This is a genomic window from Aeromonas sp. s12 (assembly GCF_040907925.1).
GTDB lineage: Bacteria > Pseudomonadota > Gammaproteobacteria > Enterobacterales > Aeromonadaceae > Aeromonas > Aeromonas veronii.
On sequence record NZ_JBFOCT010000007.1, the window covers coordinates 106,317 to 126,951 of the forward strand.

Annotated in this window: 17 protein-coding genes and 1 riboswitch; of the genes, 4 read left to right on the forward strand and 13 right to left on the reverse strand. The window is 60.0% G+C overall.

Going from position 1 to position 20,635, the window contains the following annotated elements; translation table 11 throughout:
- Positions 1–17: 17 nt before the first annotated feature.
- From asrC to AB5Y67_RS02055, 4 genes are all read right to left on the reverse strand, one after another.
- On the reverse strand, positions 18–1,028 hold the full coding sequence (gene asrC / locus AB5Y67_RS02040; protein ID WP_150388917.1) for a sulfite reductase subunit C: 1,011 nt from the start codon (positions 1,026–1,028) through the stop codon (positions 18–20).
- Between the two features lie 11 nt (positions 1,029–1,039).
- Entirely contained in the window at positions 1,040–1,879 is an 840-nt protein-coding gene (asrB, locus tag AB5Y67_RS02045; protein WP_199428371.1) for an anaerobic sulfite reductase subunit AsrB, read from the reverse strand.
- A gap of 1 nt (position 1,880) precedes the next feature.
- A complete protein-coding gene (gene asrA, locus AB5Y67_RS02050; protein ID WP_199428370.1) occupies positions 1,881–2,939 on the reverse strand; it encodes an anaerobic sulfite reductase subunit AsrA in 1,059 nt (352 codons plus the stop codon).
- A 200-nt stretch (positions 2,940–3,139) separates the two neighbouring features.
- Positions 3,140–3,982, reverse strand: coding sequence for a patatin family protein (locus AB5Y67_RS02055; RefSeq protein ID WP_005333746.1), 843 nt, complete (start codon positions 3,980–3,982; stop codon positions 3,140–3,142).
- A gap of 265 nt (positions 3,983–4,247) precedes the next feature.
- Here AB5Y67_RS02055 and AB5Y67_RS02060 point away from each other — a divergent pair, with 265 nt between their 5' ends.
- Positions 4,248–5,264 carry a S66 peptidase family protein gene (locus AB5Y67_RS02060; protein WP_199428369.1) on the forward strand — a complete coding sequence of 339 codons (1,017 nt, stop codon included), beginning with the start codon at positions 4,248–4,250 and terminating at the stop codon, positions 5,262–5,264.
- Positions 5,265–5,328: 64 nt separating this feature from the next.
- Here the strand turns inward: AB5Y67_RS02060 and AB5Y67_RS02065 are convergent, their stop codons facing one another.
- On the reverse strand, positions 5,329–7,584 hold the full coding sequence (locus AB5Y67_RS02065; RefSeq protein WP_201941685.1) for an LTA synthase family protein: 2,256 nt from the start codon (positions 7,582–7,584) through the stop codon (positions 5,329–5,331).
- A gap of 255 nt (positions 7,585–7,839) precedes the next feature.
- Between AB5Y67_RS02065 and AB5Y67_RS02070 the strand changes: the two genes are divergently transcribed.
- Entirely contained in the window at positions 7,840–8,925 is a 1,086-nt protein-coding gene (locus AB5Y67_RS02070) for a hypothetical protein (protein WP_270819044.1), read from the forward strand.
- 81 nt (positions 8,926–9,006) lie between these two features.
- On the opposite strand, the gene lysC is transcribed toward AB5Y67_RS02070, so the two are convergent.
- Complete coding sequence (gene lysC, locus AB5Y67_RS02075; RefSeq protein WP_201941681.1) at positions 9,007–10,359, reverse strand: lysine-sensitive aspartokinase 3; 1,353 nt, start codon at positions 10,357–10,359, stop codon at positions 9,007–9,009.
- 90 nt (positions 10,360–10,449) lie between these two features.
- Positions 10,450–10,673: riboswitch (Lysine riboswitch) on the reverse strand.
- Between the two features lie 107 nt (positions 10,674–10,780).
- Entirely contained in the window at positions 10,781–12,109 is a 1,329-nt protein-coding gene (gene argA, locus AB5Y67_RS02080; RefSeq protein WP_042055633.1) for an amino-acid N-acetyltransferase, read from the reverse strand.
- 268 nt (positions 12,110–12,377) lie between these two features.
- Here argA and msrA point away from each other — a divergent pair, with 268 nt between their 5' ends.
- Positions 12,378–13,010 (forward strand): peptide-methionine (S)-S-oxide reductase MsrA, encoded by a 633-nt coding sequence (msrA, locus tag AB5Y67_RS02085; protein ID WP_005352745.1) that lies wholly within the window; start codon positions 12,378–12,380, stop codon positions 13,008–13,010.
- Positions 13,011–13,271: 261 nt separating this feature from the next.
- Here the strand turns inward: msrA and AB5Y67_RS02090 are convergent, their stop codons facing one another.
- From AB5Y67_RS02090 to AB5Y67_RS02100, 3 genes are read right to left on the reverse strand one after another with little or no spacing between them, the layout of a single operon-like run.
- The gene (locus AB5Y67_RS02090) at positions 13,272–13,607 is read right to left on the reverse strand and encodes a DUF3802 family protein (RefSeq protein ID WP_005333735.1); all 336 of its coding nucleotides are present in this window, start codon (positions 13,605–13,607) and stop codon (positions 13,272–13,274) included.
- A 57-nt stretch (positions 13,608–13,664) separates the two neighbouring features.
- Positions 13,665–14,153 carry a GNAT family N-acetyltransferase gene (locus AB5Y67_RS02095; protein ID WP_201941679.1) on the reverse strand — a complete coding sequence of 163 codons (489 nt, stop codon included), beginning with the start codon at positions 14,151–14,153 and terminating at the stop codon, positions 13,665–13,667.
- Positions 14,150–14,533 carry an MmcQ/YjbR family DNA-binding protein gene (locus tag AB5Y67_RS02100; protein WP_005333730.1) on the reverse strand — a complete coding sequence of 128 codons (384 nt, stop codon included), beginning with the start codon at positions 14,531–14,533 and terminating at the stop codon, positions 14,150–14,152. The genes AB5Y67_RS02095 and AB5Y67_RS02100 overlap by 4 nt, the downstream gene beginning before the upstream one ends.
- A 118-nt stretch (positions 14,534–14,651) precedes the next feature.
- On the opposite strand from AB5Y67_RS02100, the gene AB5Y67_RS02105 reads away from it, so the two are divergent.
- On the forward strand, positions 14,652–15,449 hold the full coding sequence (locus AB5Y67_RS02105; RefSeq protein ID WP_201941677.1) for an alpha/beta fold hydrolase: 798 nt from the start codon (positions 14,652–14,654) through the stop codon (positions 15,447–15,449).
- 51 nt (positions 15,450–15,500) lie between these two features.
- On the opposite strand, the gene AB5Y67_RS02110 is transcribed toward AB5Y67_RS02105, so the two are convergent.
- The 3 genes from AB5Y67_RS02110 to AB5Y67_RS02120 form a co-directional block, all read right to left on the reverse strand.
- Entirely contained in the window at positions 15,501–16,337 is an 837-nt protein-coding gene (locus tag AB5Y67_RS02110) for a TIR domain-containing protein (RefSeq protein WP_201941675.1), read from the reverse strand.
- A gap of 781 nt (positions 16,338–17,118) precedes the next feature.
- Positions 17,119–18,168 carry a lipocalin-like domain-containing protein gene (locus tag AB5Y67_RS02115; RefSeq protein ID WP_234915221.1) on the reverse strand — a complete coding sequence of 350 codons (1,050 nt, stop codon included), beginning with the start codon at positions 18,166–18,168 and terminating at the stop codon, positions 17,119–17,121.
- Between the two features lie 32 nt (positions 18,169–18,200).
- Positions 18,201–20,630 carry an FtsX-like permease family protein gene (locus tag AB5Y67_RS02120; RefSeq protein ID WP_368207564.1) on the reverse strand — a complete coding sequence of 810 codons (2,430 nt, stop codon included), beginning with the start codon at positions 20,628–20,630 and terminating at the stop codon, positions 18,201–18,203.
- Between the last annotated feature and the right edge of the window lie 5 nt (positions 20,631–20,635).

The window sequence follows — 20,635 nt, forward strand, 5'->3', positions numbered from 1 at the left end:
CCCAAACGAGGTTTTTCCTATTGCACCGCTTTGACATGCATGTTGGCGACGTACTGATCTTCGGCCCAGAAGATGCGGTCAGCGACCATGGCTTCCGGGTTGAGGGTGACGCCGCGCAGCACCCGCTCCTTGAACTTGTGATAACCGGCCCGGTCGATAAGGTGACCCATGTGCAGGTAGATGGGTTTGCCATCCAGCATCTCGGCCTCGAACTCGAACAGGTTCTTGATCACCGCGTGCAGCACCTCTTCGGTCACCCAGTTGAGGAACAGCTTGCCGGTACGGGGGGTCTTCTTACTGGTGCGTCCCCCCAGCTTGACCATATAGAGCTGCTTGGGATCCCGCTGCCAGGCCATAGTCGGGCAGGCCAGCACGCATTCGCCACAGCCGATGCACTTGCTCTCCTCCTTGACCGCCTTGCCATGCTTGATGGCGAGGCAATCCACAGCGTGGTGGCTGCACGCCTTGACGCAGGCGCCGCAGCCGATGCAGCGCTCGGCATTGAAGTGGATCTTGGCGATGCCGAGGATACCGAAGTCGGCCATGTTGGCCTTGGCGCAGTCGTTGGGGCAGCCGGCGATCACCATCTTGAGGTGATAGGGGTTGGGGTAGAGGTGCTTCTCCATCCGCTGAGCCAGCCCGGTGCAGTCGATATTGCCCTTCTGGCAGATGGTGTTGCCCTGACAGGCGACGATATTGCGCCCGCCGATGGTCTGGTAACCGGCTGTGGTGTCCTCTACCTCGATGCCGCAGGTCTCCACCTCGATCTCCTTGATAAAGGGCTCGAGGGCGGCGTTGACCTTGTCCATGTCCTGATACTTGATTCCGGGCATCGCCAGCTTCTGGCGGGTGGTGAGGTGGATCAGGCCGTTGCCGTACTGTTCGGCGATCTGCTGGGCCACCGCCAGCAGGTGGGCGGGCATGATCCCGCCGGGAATGCGTACGCTGATCATCGCTTCGCCGCGCACCTTGGAGAGGCGGTATTCGTTCTTGGCGCGGGCCTTGATGATGTCGATATCGAGACTCATGGTGTTCTCCCTCAGTCGATCAGATGCTGGGCCTGGTCAAAACGAAAGACCGGTCCATCCACGCAGATATAGGTGTCGCCCATCCGGCAGTGGCCACACTTGCCCACGGCGCAGGCCATGCGGCGTTCGTAGTCGACCCAGATGCGATCCTTGGGGATGCCCCGTTCGAGGAAGGCGAGCACCACGAAGCGGATCATGATGGGGGGGCCGACCACGATCACCTGGATATCCTCCTTGTCAGCGAGATCCAGCTGGTCGATGTAGTCGGTGACCCGGCCAATGCGAAACTGCTCGCTCTCCTTGCCCTCGTCCAGGGTGACGATGAGGTTCTGCTGCTCGGCCCAGAGCGGCATCTCGTGGCGATAGAGCACCGCCTGCTCGTTCTTGAAGCCGAGGATCATGTCGAGGGATTTCACCTCTTCCGGATGTTTGCTGAAGCGGCGCAGCAGCCCCTTGACCGGCGCGACGCCGGTGCCGCCCGCCACCACGATGAGGTGCTGGTTGCGGTAGCTCTCCAGCGGATAGCCGTTGCCGTGGACACCGCGCATCCACACCTTGTCGCCCACATCGAGGGCAAAAAGCGCATCGGTCACCTTGCCGACCTTGCGGATCAACAGATCCACATAGCCATCGCCATAGTCGGAGACCGAGATGGGCGCCTCGCCGACGGTGGGCAGGGAGATCTCCACAAACTGGCCGTAGTGGACATCAAAGTCGCGGGAGACCCGAAAGTTCCACTCAAGCTCGGTGTGACGCTCGATGGCCAGAATGGTGTAGGCCTTGGGCAGCAGGCGGTTTTCGACCACGTCCTGCTGCGGTTCTGCTGTTGCGGTTTGCTGGCACTGGCACATATCAGTTCGCCCCCTGCGCGTTGTCGGCTGCGATGGTCTGTTCGACCACATCGGTCATCTTGTTGATGATGTTGCTAAAGGAGATGTAGTGAGGGCAGCGATCGTCGCAGCGGCCGCAGCCGACGCACATGTGCTCCTCCCCCTGACGGGCCTTGTAGTCGTTGACCTTGTGCAGGGCGCGATAGCGCAGGCGCTCGCCATGTTTGGCGCGAAAACCGTGGCCACCGGCCATGTCGCTGAAGCCATCCACCATGCAGCTGGCCCACTGGCGACGGCGCTCGCCCTGCTTGGGGTTCTCCGCATAGGTGAGGTCGTGCACGCTGTAGCAGCTGCAGGTCGGGCAGGAGGTGGTACAGCGGCCGCAGCCGATGCAGCGGCTGTCGTACTCGGCCCAGACCGGATGGGCGGTGAGGATTTGGCGGATCCGCTGGGGGTCGTCACAGATGCTGTCCGGGGGGCGTACCTTGACCGGGTTGCTCTGGACAAATTCCGGGGTGAAGTCATCGGATTCACCCAGTTCGGCAAAGTAGCCGAGCAGCTCGGGATCCTTCACCTCGATACGGGCACCCTCATCGCTCAGACGAATGGCGGCGGCGTAGTCCTGGGTCTTGTTGCTGCCCATGGAGACGCAGAAGCAGTTCTCGAAGCTCTCGCGGCACTCCAGCAGTACCAGCTTGAGCTTGCTGCGCAGCCGGGCGTAGTAGACGTCGCTGTTCTGGCCGTTTTTCAGGTAGACCTGATCCAGCCTGCGCAGAGCGTGGATATCACAGCTGCGCAAGAACAGCAGGGTGGGCTTGGCCTCCACCTTTGATTCGCGCAGCTCCAGATTGTCGAAGTGGAACAGGGTCTGGGTGATGGGGAGCACCACCTCTTTCGGGGAGAAGTGGGACTTCTCCTGCCACACCAGATCGGCCGGATGGCGGATGCTGTGGTAGGTGACGTTGTCGGTGTCGGAGAAGCGGCCGCCCCGATATTCGGCCGCGGGCGCCATGATCCGGTAATCGGGCAGCAGCCGCTCGAACAGCTGCGCCAGCGCGGGATGGGTGAGAAGAAACGACATAAATAAACACCTTGTATGAGGGTGAGATGCCCTGGCATAGGGATGAGGAGCAAGCCGGTCAGGGTGTCTGGCACCGGTTCTGGCCGCGCTTGCCTCGCCACGGTCTGTTTTTATGACTCATGTTGCTCAACTGACCCGATTGTTATTGTGTTGGCGGCGCGTGCGTCGCGGCAGGTCGGGTCATGCCTGTAAAACCCTTATCAATTGAGCAGGGCGGCCTGATAGCCTGCGCACTTGCCCATCACGTATCCCATCTCCAGCTTGTTGATGTCGCGGGTAAAACGGGAAACGGGGAAGTAGTCGGCCGGGGCGATCACCTCGATCTGGCAGTCCTCCGGCGGATTGGCGATAAAATCGAGCGCCTCGTTGTAGCTGCGATCCCGCTGCTCCAGCGCCTGTGCCAGCGCGGGGCGGGTTTTGAGCAGGGTGCGGATCATCCAGGGGAAGGGCATCGGCTTGAGCCGATAGCCAAGGGGCTCGGAGAGGATCACAGTCAGGTGACGGGCACCGCGGCGGTAGGCCTCGATCACCGGGATGGAGTCGGCCACCCCGCCATCTGTCATCGGTACCCCGTGCACCTCCGGGTATTCGTGGGAGGCGAGGGGAATGGCGCAGCTGGCGGGCAGCACCTCGTTCATGTTCTCCGGCTTGACCCGGATGTACTCCGCCTTGCCGGTCAGGGTATTGGTCACCACCGCATAGAAGGGGATGCCGGTCTCCCGGTAGGCGTGAATGTCGAGGGGATACTTGCGGCAGCTGGTGTTCCACAGCCAGTGGATATCCACCAGATTGCCCCCCTTGGCAAAACGCAGGGGATCCATAAACTGCTGGCTGCATGCCAGTTTGGTCAGGATCTCGTGGCTGCGGCCATGCTGGCTGGCGAGATAAGCCAGCAAGTTGGTGGCCCCCGCCGAGACGCCGATGGCGAAGTCAAAGGGGCGATAGTCATGCTCGATAAACGCATCCAGCACGCCGCTGGCAAATATGCCGCGCATGGCACCGCCTTCTACAACCAATGCGCTGGGGGATGCGTTTTTGTTCATGACAGGCACCTCATTGATAAGTCAGAGAGAAAAAGTGGGAAAGAGAACGTTCGGGCTGTCAGGCCGACCGTTCTGACAACCAACCGGGGTTGGCCATCGCAATGAGGTCATTCTAGGAAGGGGATAGTGTTTAGAATATCTGTTAATAATGAATCAAGTGTTTTGTATTTCTAAACGATGGTGATAAACCCGTTGTGATCAAAGGGGTTGTGTAGGAGTCTCAACGATTCTGTGATGGCTGGATATTGGCAAGGATGAGTGTGTCATGACGTTATTGGTTCCCCCGCTGCTCCGACGTGGCGATACCATCGCTTTTTTCTCCCCTTCCTGCGCGGCGACCGCCTGGGCACCCAACCGTTTTGCCCGCGCAAAAGCCTTTCTTGAGGGGCAGGGCTTTAGACTCAAGGCGGGCAGCCTCACCGGCCAGCAGGATCACTGGCGCTCCGGCTCCATCGCCGCACGGGCCGAGGAGCTCAATGTCCTTATTCGCGACCCAGAAGTGCGCTGTATTATGTCGGTGATTGGCGGCAGCAACTCCAACTCCCTGCTGCCCTACCTCGATTTTGATGCGCTGAGGCGCGATCCCAAGATCATCGTCGGCTACTCCGATGTGACGGCGCTGCTGCTCGGCATCCATGTCCAAACTGGCCTGGTTACCTTTTATGGCCCGGCGCTGGTGGCCTCCTTTGGCGAGTTGCCGCCGCTGGTGGATGAGACGCTGGCCAGTTTTTTACAGATTGCGTTGGCCGGCGAAGCTGGCGTCCCCTGCACGTTGCCCACCCCGGTAAAGTGGAGCGATGAGCGGCTGGATTGGGAGAACCAGACCCGGGCCAAGCAGTGCCAGCCCAATCGGCTGATCTTGGTGGGTTCTGGCCGGGTAGTGGGGCGACTGATCGGCGGCAACCTCAACACCATGGCGGGGATCTGGGGTTCCCCCTATATGCCGCCCATCGAGCGCGGTGACATTTTGCTGCTGGAGGACAGCCTGAAATCTGCCGAGACGGTGGAGCGCTCCTTTGCCCACCTCAAGTTGTGCGGGGTGTTTGAGCGGATCGGCGCGCTTATCCTCGGCAAGCACGAGCTGTTCAACGATCAGGGGAGCGGCAAGCGCCCCCTCGATATCCTGCTGGAGGTGGTGGGGGAGCCGAACTTCCCCATTCTGGCGGAGTTTGACTGCGCCCATACCCACCCCATGCTGACGCTGCCGCTGGGTATCGAGGTAGCGCTCGATCTCGACCGCCAGCAGCTCACCTTGCTGGTGCCCTGGTGGCGAGCAGAATGAGCACGAAATGAATGTCCAACAACAAGGCCGCGGATGCGGCCTTGTCTGTTTTTGTGGGGAGGGATCAGGGCAGGGCATCGGGCCGGAAGCTGGCGCGGATCTGCGGCACCAGGCTTGAAGGTTCGAATCCCTTCTCTTCCCCCAGTACCGGATGGAGCAGGGGCTTCTCTTCGATGGGGGTGATATCCCCCGCCAGCAGCTGGCGAGTCGCCTGACCCATCTGGTAGAGCTGGCGTACCGGCGCAAACTGGGTCGCCAGATTGAGGGGGTCATCGGCGCGGGTGAAGGCCATCATGGGGATCTGGTAGGTGGCATCGCGCGCCGGCTTGTCACCGTGAATCCCCTTGCCGGCGGACATCAAAAACGGCTGGTGATCGCCAAAGGCCACCACCAGATAGCGCTTGCCTGACTGGTCTAGGGTCTTGAGCAGTCGCTCCAGCGAGGCCATGGCATCCACCACCCCTGTGTAATAGGTGTTGAGCAGCTGGGTGTCACTCTCGCTCTGGTTCGGGCAGGCGCCGCTGCGCTCCTGCCCCTGATAGCGGGGGCCATCGAAGGGGCCGTGCCCCTGCATGGTGACCGCATAGGCAAACAGCGGTTTGTCATCCTGTTCGCTGCGCTTGAGCAGGTGGTCGATGAGCGCATCATCGGAGATATAGAGCCCCTTGTGCTCAAGGGTGGTGAAGCGGGTATCGAACCAGCGCTCCTCATAGCCAAGCGCCGGGATCGCCTTGGCGCGGCCCCAGAATTTTTCCACATAGGGGTGAGCGAACAGGGTCTGGTAGCCGCTCTGTCTGGCGCTCTGGGCCAGCCCCGGCACCTGCTGCGAGAGGTAGTAGTAGGGCACCACCCCCTGCTTGAGCAAGCCCACCGGCAGGCCGGTGTTCATCTCGAACTCCGCCAGTACCGTCATGCCGCCGGTGGTGGGGGAGTGGATGGTTTTTTGCCACTGCTGCACGCTGGCGGGTAGGGAGAGGGTGGGAGCCGGGGCGCAGATCCGCCCCTTCCAGTCGAGCCAGAGCGACTCATATTGCAGCACGATCACCAGATCCCAGCGCGGCGCTATGCCCTGGGGCGGATAGCTTAGCTGCGGGGTCAGCTCGTTGATCTGCAAGGGGTAGCGAAACACGCTGCCGCTTTGCAGCATCTCGTCCACCAGATTGAACAGATAGAGGCCGGGGCCGGAGCGGATGATGTCCCTGTGGTAGTTGACCGCGCGATCCACGTAGCGAATGTTGGCCCCCAGCAGCTTGTTGCCGGTCTGGGTGGCAAAGACGCACAGGGCAAAGAAGGCGACGGTGGCGGCGGCAGTGCGCAACACCCAGCGCGACAGGGCAAAGCGCCAGCAGAGAAACAGTGCCAGCAACACGGTGAAGATGGGCAGGATGGGGTGCTGGTCGAGCAGGATCCGCAGCAGCGCCAGCAGGTTGCCAAAATCGTCCCCGCCGAGCGGCACGCCGTAGATGGCGATCTTCATAAAGTTGGCGAGCAGGCCGATGCCCGAAAGCGCGGTAAAGACCAGCCCCATATAGAGGTTGAAGCCCGCCAGCGCGCAGAGGCTCCAGCCCAGCACCATGCTGCCCCAGGCGAGATAGTAGTGCTCCGGCCGAAAGCCTGACCAGAGCAGAAACTCCCCCAGCTTGAACACCACGAAGCCGTGCAGCAGCACGAAGGTGAGGTTGCCGAGCAGCAGGCTGCCGATGATCCGCCAGCGCAGGCTGCGGCGCAGCTTTGGCAGCACCGTTTTGAGCACGGCGGCGCTCAGGGCCAGCACCAGCGTCAGGCTCACCACCAGATAGGTGAGGTTGAAGCCCTGCTCCGGCAGGGTTTGCAGGATCTGGCTGAAGTCGCCGCTCTCGGGGCGATCTTTGAGCAGCAGACCGATGCGCAGCTGATAACGGCTGGCCAGCGCATCGTCCGGGGCGCGCAGGGTGCTGTTGAGATCCAGAGTACAGCGGTTATTGCGGCACACCTGACGCTTATCCACCGCTTGACTGAGCTGGTCGATCCGCTCCCCCTTGTCGTTGAGCAGCTCCACCCGCACCTTGTCCCCCGCTTGCAGCGGCCCTCGCAACTGCCATTGGCTCCGCACCACCAGATAGAGGCCGCGGCTGTCGCTTTTATAGAGCAGGGCGTGGCGGGTGAGGGTGGCCAGTGGATTGTCGGCGGGGCCCAGCACCAGCGGCTGGGCGCGGCCCAGCCAGCTGCCGGGATTGATCAGCGGCAACAACAGGGTCAGCAGCAGCAATCCGCCCAGCAGGGCAAGCAGCAGAGAGGGCAGACTCAGGACGCGGGGGCAGCCTGAGGAGGGGCGATTCATATAAGCTCATCCTTTGAGCGAGTGAGGGAGAGATCGTTCATCCGCATAGAGTTTGACCCGATGGTGCGGGCCTTGTTTCAGCTTGTCAATTTAATGACCACTTAATGAATATTTGGTTACAGCTCAACCTTGCAAATTGTGATCCCGATCGAGGGGTTGTTCGGAATATGTGATGAAAGCGTCATCATGGGGTTTTGCCACTGGCTTGGGAGGGATCTGCTGTTTAGTCTCTCGATAGCGACTGGAGGTACATGTATGAATCCCAAAGTGATGGCACGTCAGGCCAGATTGCTGCGCATGCTGGAGAGCAAGGAAGAGATCCGGATCGGACGCGAGCGCGACTGTCCGCTGCCGCTGGCCCAACTGGTCAAGCTGAAGGATAGCCATCCGGCTGTGGTCAAGGTCTATCGCCACGGTCTCACCGCCGAGGTGTTTCACCTCAAGGTGGAGGGGCATCACTGGTGCCTCAAGCGGCGCCGTCAGGATTCACTGGTGGCCAACCTCGATGGCAAGACCGCCTTTCTGACCGAGCTGGAGCGGCGGCGCGAAATCGAGGCGCTGCGCGAGCTGCATCCTACTGTCCTCTCCCACGTGGTCTGCACCAGCTTTGGCTCGGCGCGCGCCGGTGTGCTGGTTTCCCCCTGGTTGCGGGGCGTGCCGGTCCATCAGCTCAACGAGCGCAATCTGGCCCAGATACTGGAGGTGCAGGGGGAGCTGGCCCGCTGGGGCTGGTTTGACTGGGACCCGAGCCCGGGCAACCTGCTCGATGACGGCGAGCAGATCTGCGTGTTCGACTTTGGCTATATGTGGACCTTCGATCCCCGCTTTGAATACAACTCCAATGGTCTGGTCGACCCGCAGTTCCATGTGCCGGAGCGACTGGAGACCCGTACCCTCTCCGGACTCTGGCTCGATGAGGCCGATCCTCTGCCGCAATTTCGCTACTGGCGTGAACTCTGCCTGAAATGGGTGAAACGGGAGATCCATCACCTGATCCGTGAAGGGGCCAGCGCGCCCGTGCTGGCCCGCCTGCACGCCCTGCAAGGGGAGTGGAGCGCCGCGCTGGCGAGCGACGACGCGCTGGTCGCCAACTGGTGGCGGGACATGTATCGCAGCCACCGGCTCGATGTGGCCGATGATCTGAGCGGCCAGAGCTGCTGCCCGCTCACCCTGCGTCGCCTCGACTGGTTGATGCAGGCGGTGACGGATCACTATCCGCTGCTGGTGGACAATCTCTCGCCTCAGGAGACGGAGCTCGGCCAGACCGGGCTGCTGGCCCGCTTGCAGCAGCTGCGCCGCGAAGCCGTCGCCTGTCAGTTGCCAGCCACCAGCCTTGCCTGAGCCAACACATCTGCGAAATACAAATGAACAGGGCGCCTTGCAGGCGCCCTGTTGCATGGCCGGAATTGCCTCGGGTGAGGATCAGTCCAGCAGCTCCTGATGGAGGCGGTTGACGATATTGCCCGCCTCGCTCTCCTTGACCAGAAAGCAGAGGTTGTGGGCGCTGGCGCCGTAGCAGATCATCCGGATGTTGTGCTCGCGCAGGGCGTCAAAGACCTGACTGCCCACCCCGTTCACTTCGCTCATCCGGTTGCCGATGAGCGCCACCAGTGCCAGACCGGTTTCCACCTCCACTTTGCAGAGCTGGCCCAGCTCGGTCAGTACCTTGTCGCTCAGGATCGGTTCGCCGTTGCTCTGGCTGCCGGTGTGATCCAGGGTCAGCGACACGCTCACTTCCGAGGTAGTGATGAGATCGACCGAGATGCGGTGACGGGCCAGAATGCCGAACACTTCGGCCAGGAAGCCGTAGGCGTGGAACATGTTGAGGCTGTGCAGGGTCACCAGCACCTGCTGGCGGCGCAGGGCGACGGCGCGAAACAGCGGGCTTGAATCTGTGCTGGCGCGGATCCAGGTACCACCGGCGGCGGGGTCCTTGGCGGAGCCGACAAACACCGGAATATTCTGGCGCACCGCCGGTTGCAATGTGGCGGGGTGCAGCACCTTGGCGCCGAAAGTGGCCATCTCGGCTGCTTCGACAAAGCTGATTTCGGGAATGGGGCGGGCGCGGGTGACGAGGCGCGGATCTGTAGTGTAGATGCCGGGCACATCGGTCCAGATCTCGATACTGGCGGCATCGAGCGCTTCGGCGAGCAGGGCTGCGCTGTAGTCAGAGCCGCCGCGCCCCAGCGTGGTGGTGCGGCCATCGCCATCGGCACCGATAAAGCCCTGGGTGATGATAAGGCTGTCGCCAAGCTGCGGGCCCAGCGTCTGCTGGCAGAGAGTGCGGGTGGTGGCCAGATCGACGGTGGCCTTGCCAAAGCGGCTGTCGGTGCGCATCAGCTGGCGCACATCCTGCCAGTGGGCCTTGACGCCGCGCTGGCGCAGCAGCTCGGTAAAGAGGCGGGTAGACATCAGCTCGCCGCAGGCGATGAGGCGATCGGCCAGCTCCGCATCGGTATGCTGGTGGGCTTGCTGGGCCATGAGGCGGATCTCGTCCAGCTGGCCATGAATGAGGGCGCTCACATCAACAGGGTTGCCGAGATCGGCCAGAATGGCCTGCTGGATCCCGGCCAGTTTGGCCAGCTGCTCGTCGCGGCCCGCCTCGTCCAGCTCCCCTTGTGCCAGAGCGACCAGCAGGTTGGTGACACCGGCACTGGCGCTCAGTACCACCACCCGGGTGGCGGGATTGGCCAGCACGATGTCGGCGCAGTGATTCATGGCCGGGAAGTTGGCGACACTGGTTCCGCCAAACTTGGCGACATTGATCGGGCTCATTGCTTACTCCTGTCTTATTTTAAGATTCCGGTTCCATCGGGCAAAAAAGAGAGGAGGAGGCTGAAAATGGCAGGAATGAACGAAGCTATCCCGGCCAGAAGCACTCCACCTGCAGAGCCCATCCCGTACCGCCCCTTACAGGGCGCGGTGGGGGATGATCACTACCGATGACAACCCGGGGGATTCAGCCCCCGCAGCCGACGTTGAGGTTACCAGTCTCCTCACTCGTCTCGGCGCTGCTCCCCCTGACCCAAGTTCACCGGACGCTGGCGTCCTCCCTTGGGCTGCCTGGGCAGCGCTCCTCTTCTGGCTCCACCAGGGCGGTGGAGTGCATTTAGAAATAACCTGCGTTGGATTGCACTGTCAATCGAGTTTGTGAAAAAGTTCAAATTGTCGGCTAACTCAACACAGAATCAATGACTTAGGCAATGGTCTTTGACAAAACCTTGGAACGGCGCTGCCAGTTGTAGAGACGCTGGCGCGCCACCGGCAGATCTTCCACTTCCAGCGGATCGAAGCCCCGCTCCCGGAACCAGTGGATGGAGCGGGTGGTGAGCACGAACAGGCGGCGAATGCCGAGCCGCTTGGCCCGCTCGGCCACCTTGGCCACCAGCTGATCCCCCCGGTTGGAGTTGCGATAGTCGGGGTGGATGGCGACGCAGGCCATCTCCGCCATCGCCTCTTCCATAAAGCAGTAGAGGGCCGCGCAGCCGATGATGAGACCATCGCGCTCGATGATGGTGAACTTGTCGATCTCCATCTCCAGCTGCTCGCGGGAGCGGCGCACCAGAATCCCTTCCTCCTCCAGCGGGCGAATAAGATCCAGAATGCCACCGATATCTTCGATGGTGGCGGCGCGGGCCTGCTCGGCACTTTCCCGCACTATCTGGGTGCCGAGGCCGTCGCGACTGAACAGCTCCTGCAGCATGGCGCCATCATCCTGATAGCTTACCAGATGGGAGCGGGGCACCCCGCCACGGCAGGAGGCGATCGCTGCGCGCAGATAGCGGGCAGTGCCGGACATCTCTTCGCCCGCCTGCTCCAGCTCCACCAGCAGCTCTTCGGCCTGCTCGGGGAAGAGCTCGGAGATGGCCTCGCCGTGTCTGTCCATCACCCCCTGGGTGCTGCTGAAGCAGATAAGCTTGTCCGCTTTGAGATCGACCGCCACCCGGCGGGCCACCTCTTCCGAACTCAGGTTGAAGCTCTCGCCGGTGACCGAGCAGCCGATGGGGGAGATGAGCACCAGACTCTTCTGATCAAGCTGGCGGGTGATCCCCTCCACGTCGATGCGGCGCACCCGGCCGCTATGGCAAAAGTCGATGCCATCATCCACCCCCAGCGGCTGGGCGGTGACGAAGTTGCCGCTCACCACGCTGATCCGCGCCCCCTGCATCGGGGTGTTGGCGAGCCCCATGGAGAGTTGGGCGGTGATGTCATATTGCAGGCCACCACACACCTGCTTGATGATGGTGAAACTCTCGTCATCGGTGACCCGGATCCGCTTGTGATACTGGGCCTCGATACCGGCGCGGGCCAGCGCTTCATCGTTTTGCGGACGTGAACCAAACACCAGCACCAGGCGTATGCCCAGTGTCTGCAGCAGGGCGATATCGCTGACGATATTGGCGAAGTTGGGGTGGCAGATGGCTTCTCCCCCCATCATCAGCACAAAGGTGGCACCCCGATGCACATTGACATAGGGGGTGGATTGCCGGAAGGCATTGACCAGACTGGGTTCGCGTTCACGCACTTGATATTTCTTCCATAAAAAAACAGCGATTGGCTCAATATATGAAAATTAATTCACAAATCAAGACTAAATATTGATTTTGGCCGTTTCTGGTCTACGAGGGGCGGCTTGGCCGTGCGGATCGGGAAAGGGTGACGGACGGTGCAGATGGCCGTTGGGGCGAGCGGGGAGGGGCCCGCCGGTTGATCCGGCGCGATAAACTGCTATCTTCGATGCTCCTTTTCGTCAGCTGTGTGATTTCACAGGGTTTTATACAAGGACAGAATTCATGGAACAGATTATTTCACCGGCAGATGCCCTGCCGGGACGACGCGAAGCGATGGTGATTGGTCAGCAGCATGCGGTGAACGGCAACCCGACCCAGGGTCCCTGGCCCGAGAACATGGAGATCGCCTGGTTTGGCATGGGTTGCTTCTGGGGCGTGGAGCGCCTGTTCTGGCAGCAGCCGGGCGTCTACTCCACCGCGGCAGGTTATCAGGGCGGCGTGACCCAGAATCCCACCTACAAAGAGGTGTGCAGCGGGCTGACTGGTCATGCCGAGACGGTGCAGGTGGTGTTTGATCCGGCGGTGATCAGCTACGGCGACCTGCTCAGACTGTTCTGGGAGCAGCACGATCCGGCGCAGGGGATGCGTCAGGGCGGGGACATTGGCACCCAGTATCGCTCGGTGATCTTCTATGGCGACGAGAGCCAGCAGATCATTGCCCAGCAGAGCATGGCGGCCTATCAGCAGGCGATGGCGGCAAGCGGCGACAGCCGTGCCATCACCACCCGCATTTTGCCGCTGGCGCCCTTCTACTACGCCGAGGATTACCATCAGCAATATCTGGAGAAAAACCCGGATGGTTACTGCGGATTGGGTGGCATTGGAGTCTGTTTGCCGCCCAGCCTGAACCGCTGAACAGGTTTGTAGTCGATTTCTTAATAAAAGTGAAAATAAATGGTCGGAGGAGGGAACTTATTGCGACCAGTCGGGACTAACTAGGTAGCGTCCAGGGATCGGATGCAAAGTCCAGACACATTTCTTGCCTTGATAACCGCCTGATGAATGAACGCACTGGCGGGTTGAAAATGATAGCAAGCAGGGCTGCCCACCAAGGCGGCCCTTTTCCTTATCTGCTGTTTTGCAATCTTGCGTTGGGCGGGAGAGCCGGACGGCAGATCAGCCGATGGCGCTATCGAACAGGTTCTTGATGAGATCGATAAACTCGATGAGGAAGGTTTTCTGTTCCGGGGTCGGGGCGCGCAGCCAGACGGCAGAGAGCACCTCTTCCAGGTCGGCGACCACGGCGTCGGCCTCCTGCATGATGGCGAAACGCACCTTGGGATCGAGCTGGGGGTTTTGCTCGCAAATGGCCATCAGGTTGCTGGCAACACGGCCACTGACCAGATCTTCGATGGTCTCTTCACCATCGTTCTGCTGTTGGGATTCAAACAATCCCAAACTCTCCACCAGATACTCGATCAGCGAGATATAGCCTTCACTTTCTACCACCATGGTTGCTGCCTCAATACAGTAACAATACGAAAATTAAGCGTATTTTAGTGGCTTGCCCTAGCTTGGCAAGCAGCAGTGCAGGCGATGGCGAGTAAAACTGACTCCGCCCCGCTCCACGCACTCCAGCCCGGTCAACGTAAAGCCATGTCGTAAAAATAGCTCATAACTGAAGGCGCTGGCCTCGGTGGTGATGAGTGTCAGACCGAGCCCTCGGGCCCCCGCGAGCGCCGTGGTGAGCAGCAGATTGCCTAGTCCCTGGCGCTGATGGTCGGCGCTCACATAGAGCAGGCTGAGGTGGCCATCGGGGCTCAGGGTGACAAACCCGAGGGGCACATTTGCCAGCTCCGCTACCCAGCCGTGGTGTTCACGCAGCTGGCTGACAAAGCCCGGATGTTGTGAACCGAGGGCCCACTGCTCCACCTGCTCGGCGCTGTAGTGCTCGGGGCCGCAGCGTCGCACCGCCTGCTCAAACAGGCTCACGAGGGCGGGGATATGTGCCTCGCTAAGGGGGACAATGCAAAGTGCTGGACTAAGTGCTGGGGTCATAAGGTTGGGTCGTCAGTGGGGGAGAGGGGGCGCGGCGCCTGTGGCCGTTTGGCTTTAGGCAGACCCGCGACAACCCGCTCATAGGAGTGGTGCACCCAGCCCTGCCACAGATCATCCGGCAAGGTGCTGTTCAGGGTCACTGTGTTCCAGTGTTGCTTGTTCATATGCCAGCCCGGTTTGACCTCGGGGTGGATCTCGCGCAGCAGCAACGCCAGCTCGGGCTCGCACTTGAGGTTGATGGTGAGCGGCTCGGCCTGCCAATCCACCAGCGCGAACATCTTGCCCGCGATGCGGTAGACCAGGATCTCCGGGCCAAACGGGGTATCTTCGGTGGCGCCCGGCAGGGTCAGCAGAAAGTGGCGCAAACGGGTCAAATCCATGAAAAGTTCTCGCGCAAGGGGTGATCCGGGTCATGTCAGGCGCATATCTATCGGCGGGTCTGTTCTGTTAATATGCGCGCAGCCGAGTATACCCCCCATCACCAAGGGAGCCTATTGGATGTTGTATCACAAGACTTTCGAACTGGGTCCCGATCGGGATTGGGTGGTGTTTGTCCACGGCGCCGGTGGCAGCTCCTCCATCTGGTTCAAGCAGCTGCGCGCCTATCGCGAGCACTTCAACGTGCTGTTGCTGGACTTGCGTGGCCACGGCCAGTCCCACCAGCTGCAACAGGTGGTCAAGGGCCACTACAGCTTTCGGGAAGTGACCGAAGATATCGTTCGGCTGCTCGATCATCTCGATATCCGCCGCGCCCACTTTGTCGGCATCTCCCTTGGCACCATCCTTATTCGCCATCTGGCCGAGCTCTGCCCGGAGCGGGTGAAAAGCATGGTACTGGGGGGCGCTATCCTGAGGCTCGATATCCGCTCGCGGGTGCTGGTGCAGCTGGGCCGACTCGGCCAGCACTTCCTGCCCTATATGTGGCTCTACCGGCTGTTTGCCTTCATCATCATGCCGCGCCAGCACCATCAGGAGTCGCGCAACCTCTTTGTGCGCGAGGCCCGCAAGCTGTGCCAGAAAGAGTTCAAGCGCTGGTTCCGCCTCGCCACCGAGGTCAACCCGCTGATGCGTTATTTTCGCGAACGCTCCCTGCCCATTCCCACTCTCTATGTGATGGGGGAGGAGGATCATATGTTTCTGGCACCGGTACGCGAACAGGTGGCCCGCGATGCCAGCTCCTCGCTGGCGGTCATTGAACAGTGCGGCCATGTCTGCAATGTGGAGCAGCCGGAGCAGTTTAATCGCCGTACCCTGGCGTTTATTCAATCTTTGACCGGTGGGCAACAAAATAAATAAGTTCTGATTGAAAACTCCGCCACTTTTTCGGTTACCCTAAAATTCCATTTTTTAAAATGGGATTTCTGTCGTCAACGATTTTACGGCTTGGTGGATTTTTTGTTCATTTGAAATGGCAAACTCAATTCCATCTGATGTAACTTGGAAACCAACGTATTCGTTCCCATTATAATCACAGTCAATTTTTCTTTCTATTAGGTTAGCCTGTTCAAGCTTAATTAAACCAATATTCAAAGATAATTGCTTTGAGGAGGAGTTCTGATTCAGTATCTTTTGCATATATTCATTTTCTATCTGAAATTTAGTCATTGGTGAATCACCACTAGCTGTTGATAGTAAAAGGGAGAAGAGAAATAAGTTATCATCATTTGGTACATATCCTCTGTGTTCATGTCGTTCAGATTTTATAAAATCGTTGGTCTTTGTATTGAAAAAACCAAGTTTTTTCATCTGCGTTTGAAATGAGAAACATGCAGCATTGACTACGGAAACAAGATCATCGAGACGCTCATTGTTATATGTCTGAGTGTTTAAGTTGAGAATGTCGGTTGGAATATGTAAATCTTTTATGTTTCTAGGCTTCAAGATAAAACATCTTTCTTGGCCAATAGCACCAATAAACAACCCTAACTCAAACAGTATGTTATCTCTAATTGTTAGTTTACTTTCACCACGGATTCTTGTTAAATCGTCAGGGCTGAAAATAAATAATGCAAAATCAACATTGTTAGCTGTATTTGTGAGTGATGCTAGAGTGCTTCCACCAGGTTCAAATACGTTTGACCATACAGTCCCTTCTGCACATCTATCCAAGTTTTGATTACATGCACTGGCAAGATCATGGTTTTCTGAGGATGACGCGATGAAAATTCTCGGTAACTTATTCATGAATAGGCCTTGTCATTTTGTCTTATAAGTTAAAAGTTGCTTTGCAAAGAGCCTGATAGTTTATGTAGCTATTTTTCCATGCAAGAAGAGTTTGGCTTTATTTTAATTGCATTTATTTAAAATGTAATTTACATGGGCGTAAGGTTGTTGAATTTGTAATTATAGATATGGTCATTGCACATCTTTTTTTAAACCAAGTAACCAAGGTATTATGGTCAGAGTAAACAGTGCGATCAGGGTGGCGAGAACCCGGTGGACTATCGGCCCATACCAGAAAGGTAGGTTGGGCTGAGCTTGCGAAGCCCAACGTTTACCGAGACGTAAGGATAAAGAATTGGTCTATTCACCATGTCTTTAAAATAAGGTGATGCAATTCGCTTCGCTTATTGACACCCTACGATCGGGATGGCTACCGCACGGGGTTACAGCTCCCCGAGTACTGCTTTTAACCAGATTGAAAATGGGTAAATCATGGGCTTACCTCGGCTGCTTTTGGGGCTGTGAGGGCCAGATGAGCAAGGTATCAAACACCTACCAATAAAAGTGAGTAAAAAGTTAGTTATCGCTCGGATTTTGAAGGGTTTTTTGACAAGGATCAGACTTGAGCCAAGTTGGCTGCGGGTTGAGTGGGTGAGGGTGTTTGATAAATAAACAGATAAGACATCCTCGACGACTGGCGCCAAGTGACAGAAGTGGCTGGGCAATATCACGGTTATGCCCTGTTATAAGGGCGATTTGTTTTTAGGTCATCGATCAGACCGGCCACCTTTGTCGAGGGTGTTCAGTAGCCGGTCATCTCCAGATAGCCGACCCCCTTGGCATCCCCCGAGACAGAGACAGCTCCCTCCCAGTAGTCAAAGCGACCGGTCATGGCCTGATTGGGCTGACGGGCTTTGATGGTGAGGCTCATTCCGGCGGCCTTTAGCTGCCACTCGACGGGGTAATCCTGCCCCTTGGGGCCGCGCCAGGTGTTGCCCGGCGTAAGGCGAATCGCGTCGGGGGCGAGCACCCGGCTGCTGCCGTCGCGTTCAATCAAGATACCGTAACGGTTTTCTGGCTGGTTTTCGGGATTAGCGCGGCCCGATTTGGTGCGCAGGCGAAACAGCATCAGTTCGCGGCCATCGGCCAGTTGCAGCGAAAACCAGTCCCAGCCCGATTGCCACTCGGCCAATACTGAGCTGCTCCACTCGTGATCAAACCACCCTTGTCCAGTCACGGTGCGGGTCTCGCCATCGCGAGTCAGGGTGCCGCGAAGAGTGAGGCGCGGGTAGGAGTAGTAAAAGGAGGCGTTGCCCGGGCTCTTCTCGCTATAACCGGCCTTGCCTTGCAGCACCAGCGGCTTGGCGGCAGTGACGGTGAGGTTCAGCTCGCCAATCTTGCTCTGCACCTTGAGGGTGGCGGGGAAGAGCGCCGCCCCTTGCGAGGCAAGCCGCCACTCCCTGAGCCAATATTGACCGCCGCTGGCCCCCGCCAGCCCCGGCCCCTGCCGACTGGCCCGTTCATCTTGCTGGTGGCTGCCACGGTCGAGATCCGTGATGGCAAACTGGGCCAGCCAGAGCTGGGGGGTGAGCCAGGGGTTGCTGGTGCGGAGTTCTTGCTCGATACCCTGCCTAAACAGGGTCCACTGCATGCCATATTCGCGCCCCTGTTCATCCTTGAGGTTGCCGGTGAGATACCACCACTCGGAGCGGTAATCGGGGTGGGCCGCGTGATCCTCCGGCAGCTGGATGGTTTGTCCCGGCTGCACCTTTTTAAAACTGTCGTTGCCGCCGCCGAGCAGGGCGCCCAGATCGCTGGCAGCTATAGCCCCGCTATAGAGCGTCCAGAGCATACCCAGCGCCAGCGGCCACCCTTTGATCTGTTTCATACCACTCTCCTTGCCGCATACCAGGATGCCAATGCGCCACATACCGGTGCCAGCAACAGGGCGGTGACCGCATGAAGGGGGGCGGCCTCGAAGGCGAGGCGCCAACCAAAGGCGCGGGGATTGACCACCTCGATCAGCACCCAGGCGAGGCCATACCCCACCGGCAGGGCCAGCAGGGCGGTGAGCAGCCCCAATCCCGCCCCTTGCCACACCAGCAGCTGGCGGCAGTGGCGGGGGCTCAAGCCCAGACTCTGCAAGGTCTGCAACTCGCCACGGCGCGCCAGTCCCAGCACCATAAAGGCCGAGCCAATACCGACAAAGGCGATGCCGAGGATCAGCAGTTTCAATAGCTCGGTCACCACAAAGGTCTGGTCAAACACCTTGAGCGCCGCGCTGTGAATGGCGGGGGCGGAGAGCAGATTGAGCTGCTCGCCATAGCGCTCGCGCAGGCGGTCGGCCAGCTGCTCGGGGTCGTTGCTAAAGAGGGCGAGGGATTGCACCGCCCCCCCTTCGAAGGCGTGCAGAATTTGCCCCTTGTCGCTGCCGTAATCCTGATAGACACCGGTGACGGTGAACTGCCTTGGCCCCTGCTCGCCGCTGATCGCCAACGTCTGGCCCACCTTGACCCCGAGGCGCACCGTCAGCGGTTCGCTCGCCAGCACTTCGTCGGGACGGGTCGGCCAGCGTCCGGCCAGCAGCGGATAGGCCGCTTTAAGCTGGGGGATAAAGTCCATTTGCGCCCACTCGATGGGCTGCCCCTGCCAGCGGGCGCGGTACACCGAGCGGCGTGAGGCGGCCCTCACCAGCGGGTTGGCGAGCAGGGGCTCGAGGGTGGTGTCGCTCAAGGTGCCCTTGTTGCCCGCCACCCCCTTGGGGGCGGTGACATAGAGATCGGCGGCCAGACGCTGGCCGAGCCAGATCTCCACGCTGGAGCGAAAACTCGACACCATGACCCCGATGCCGATGGCCGCCGCGATGGCGAGCTGCAACGCCATTACCGCGATAGCGGTGCGATCGAGGTGATAGAGGGTCTCGGCCACCCCGAGCCGAGCGGTGAGGGGGCCGCCCGCGCGGCGTCGCAGCCAGCCAAGCAGGCCGCGCAGGGCATCGGGTAGCCAGAGCGACATGGCCAGCAGCCAGCCGCCGGCGATAAACAGGGCGCCGGTCAGACCCGTTTGCGGCAACCACAGGCACAGAGCGCACAGCAGCAAGATGGCGATGGCCAGCACGCGCCGTCGCCACGGGTGAGCGGGGGGGCGGCTGCTTTCCGCTCGCAGTTCGAGGGGGGATTGGCGCAGCAGCTGCCACCAGCCGGGCAGGTTGGCGGCCAGCGTACCGAACAGCCCGATCAACAGTGCCTTGAGCAGGCTCACAGGGGAAAGGCGCAACAGATCGATGGGGTTGGGCCCATAGAGATCGGCCAGCGCCTGGGTCAGTTGCCCCATCAGGGCGAGCGCCAACAGGCTGCCGAGCAGCACCCCGAGCAGGGTGCCGATGGTGGCAAGAATAAGCAGCTCCAGGATGAGCCAACGCAGCACCCGGCTCGGCCCCATCCCCAGAATGATCAACTGGGCCAGCTGGGGGCGACGTACGCTCTGCACAAATCGCTGGGCGTTGAACACCAGAAACAATCCCACCGCCATGGCGAGCAATGACAGCGCCGTCAGGTTGAGGGCCAGTGCATCGCCAAGCTGGCTGGCATCGAGCGCCGGGCTGATGGGTTCAAGCCACAAGGGCTGGTTCGGGTAACGGGTTTGCAGGGAGGCCTGCAGAGTGCGAGCCTCGGCGTCGCTTAGCTTGAAGACGATGCGATCGAGCCGACCCGCTTTGCCCAGCAGCGGTTGGGCGAGGCCGATGTCGGTTATCAGCAGTCGCTCCATGGGCACTGCGCCCGGTTCAAACGTGCCTGCCAGCGTCAGGGTCAGGGCGCTGGCGCTGGCGCCATCGCTGCCGCCCAGCACAAAGCGTCGGCTCTGGCCCGCTTGCCAGCCAAGGCGCTCTGCCTCGGGGGTAGCCAGCCAGATGCTGTCGGCGCGGTTGAGGGAAAAGGCGGGTTCGCTCGCGGGTCGGGCGCCAAACAACTGGCGCAGGGGGCCGGGGTTGAAGAGATCCATCCCAAGCAGTTGAAAGCTGCGCCCCTCTTCATCCTTGAGCCAGCCATGGAGCTGGGGCATGGCATCGAGGGCGGGCTGGCTGGTCACCAGTTGCACATAAAGCTGCTCATCCAGCCCGCCAGCGGGGGCCAGCCGGTAGTTGGCTTCCCCTGCCAGCTGGCTGCGGGCGGCGACAAAATTGGTGCGGGCACTGTGATTGAGCAGCTCGATGGCCACCACCAGCGACACTCCCAATACCAGCCCGGCCAGACTCATCAGCAGCAACCAGGGGTGGCTGCGATAGAGGCGCAGCAGCGCTTTAAGTGGCAGCATCAGCG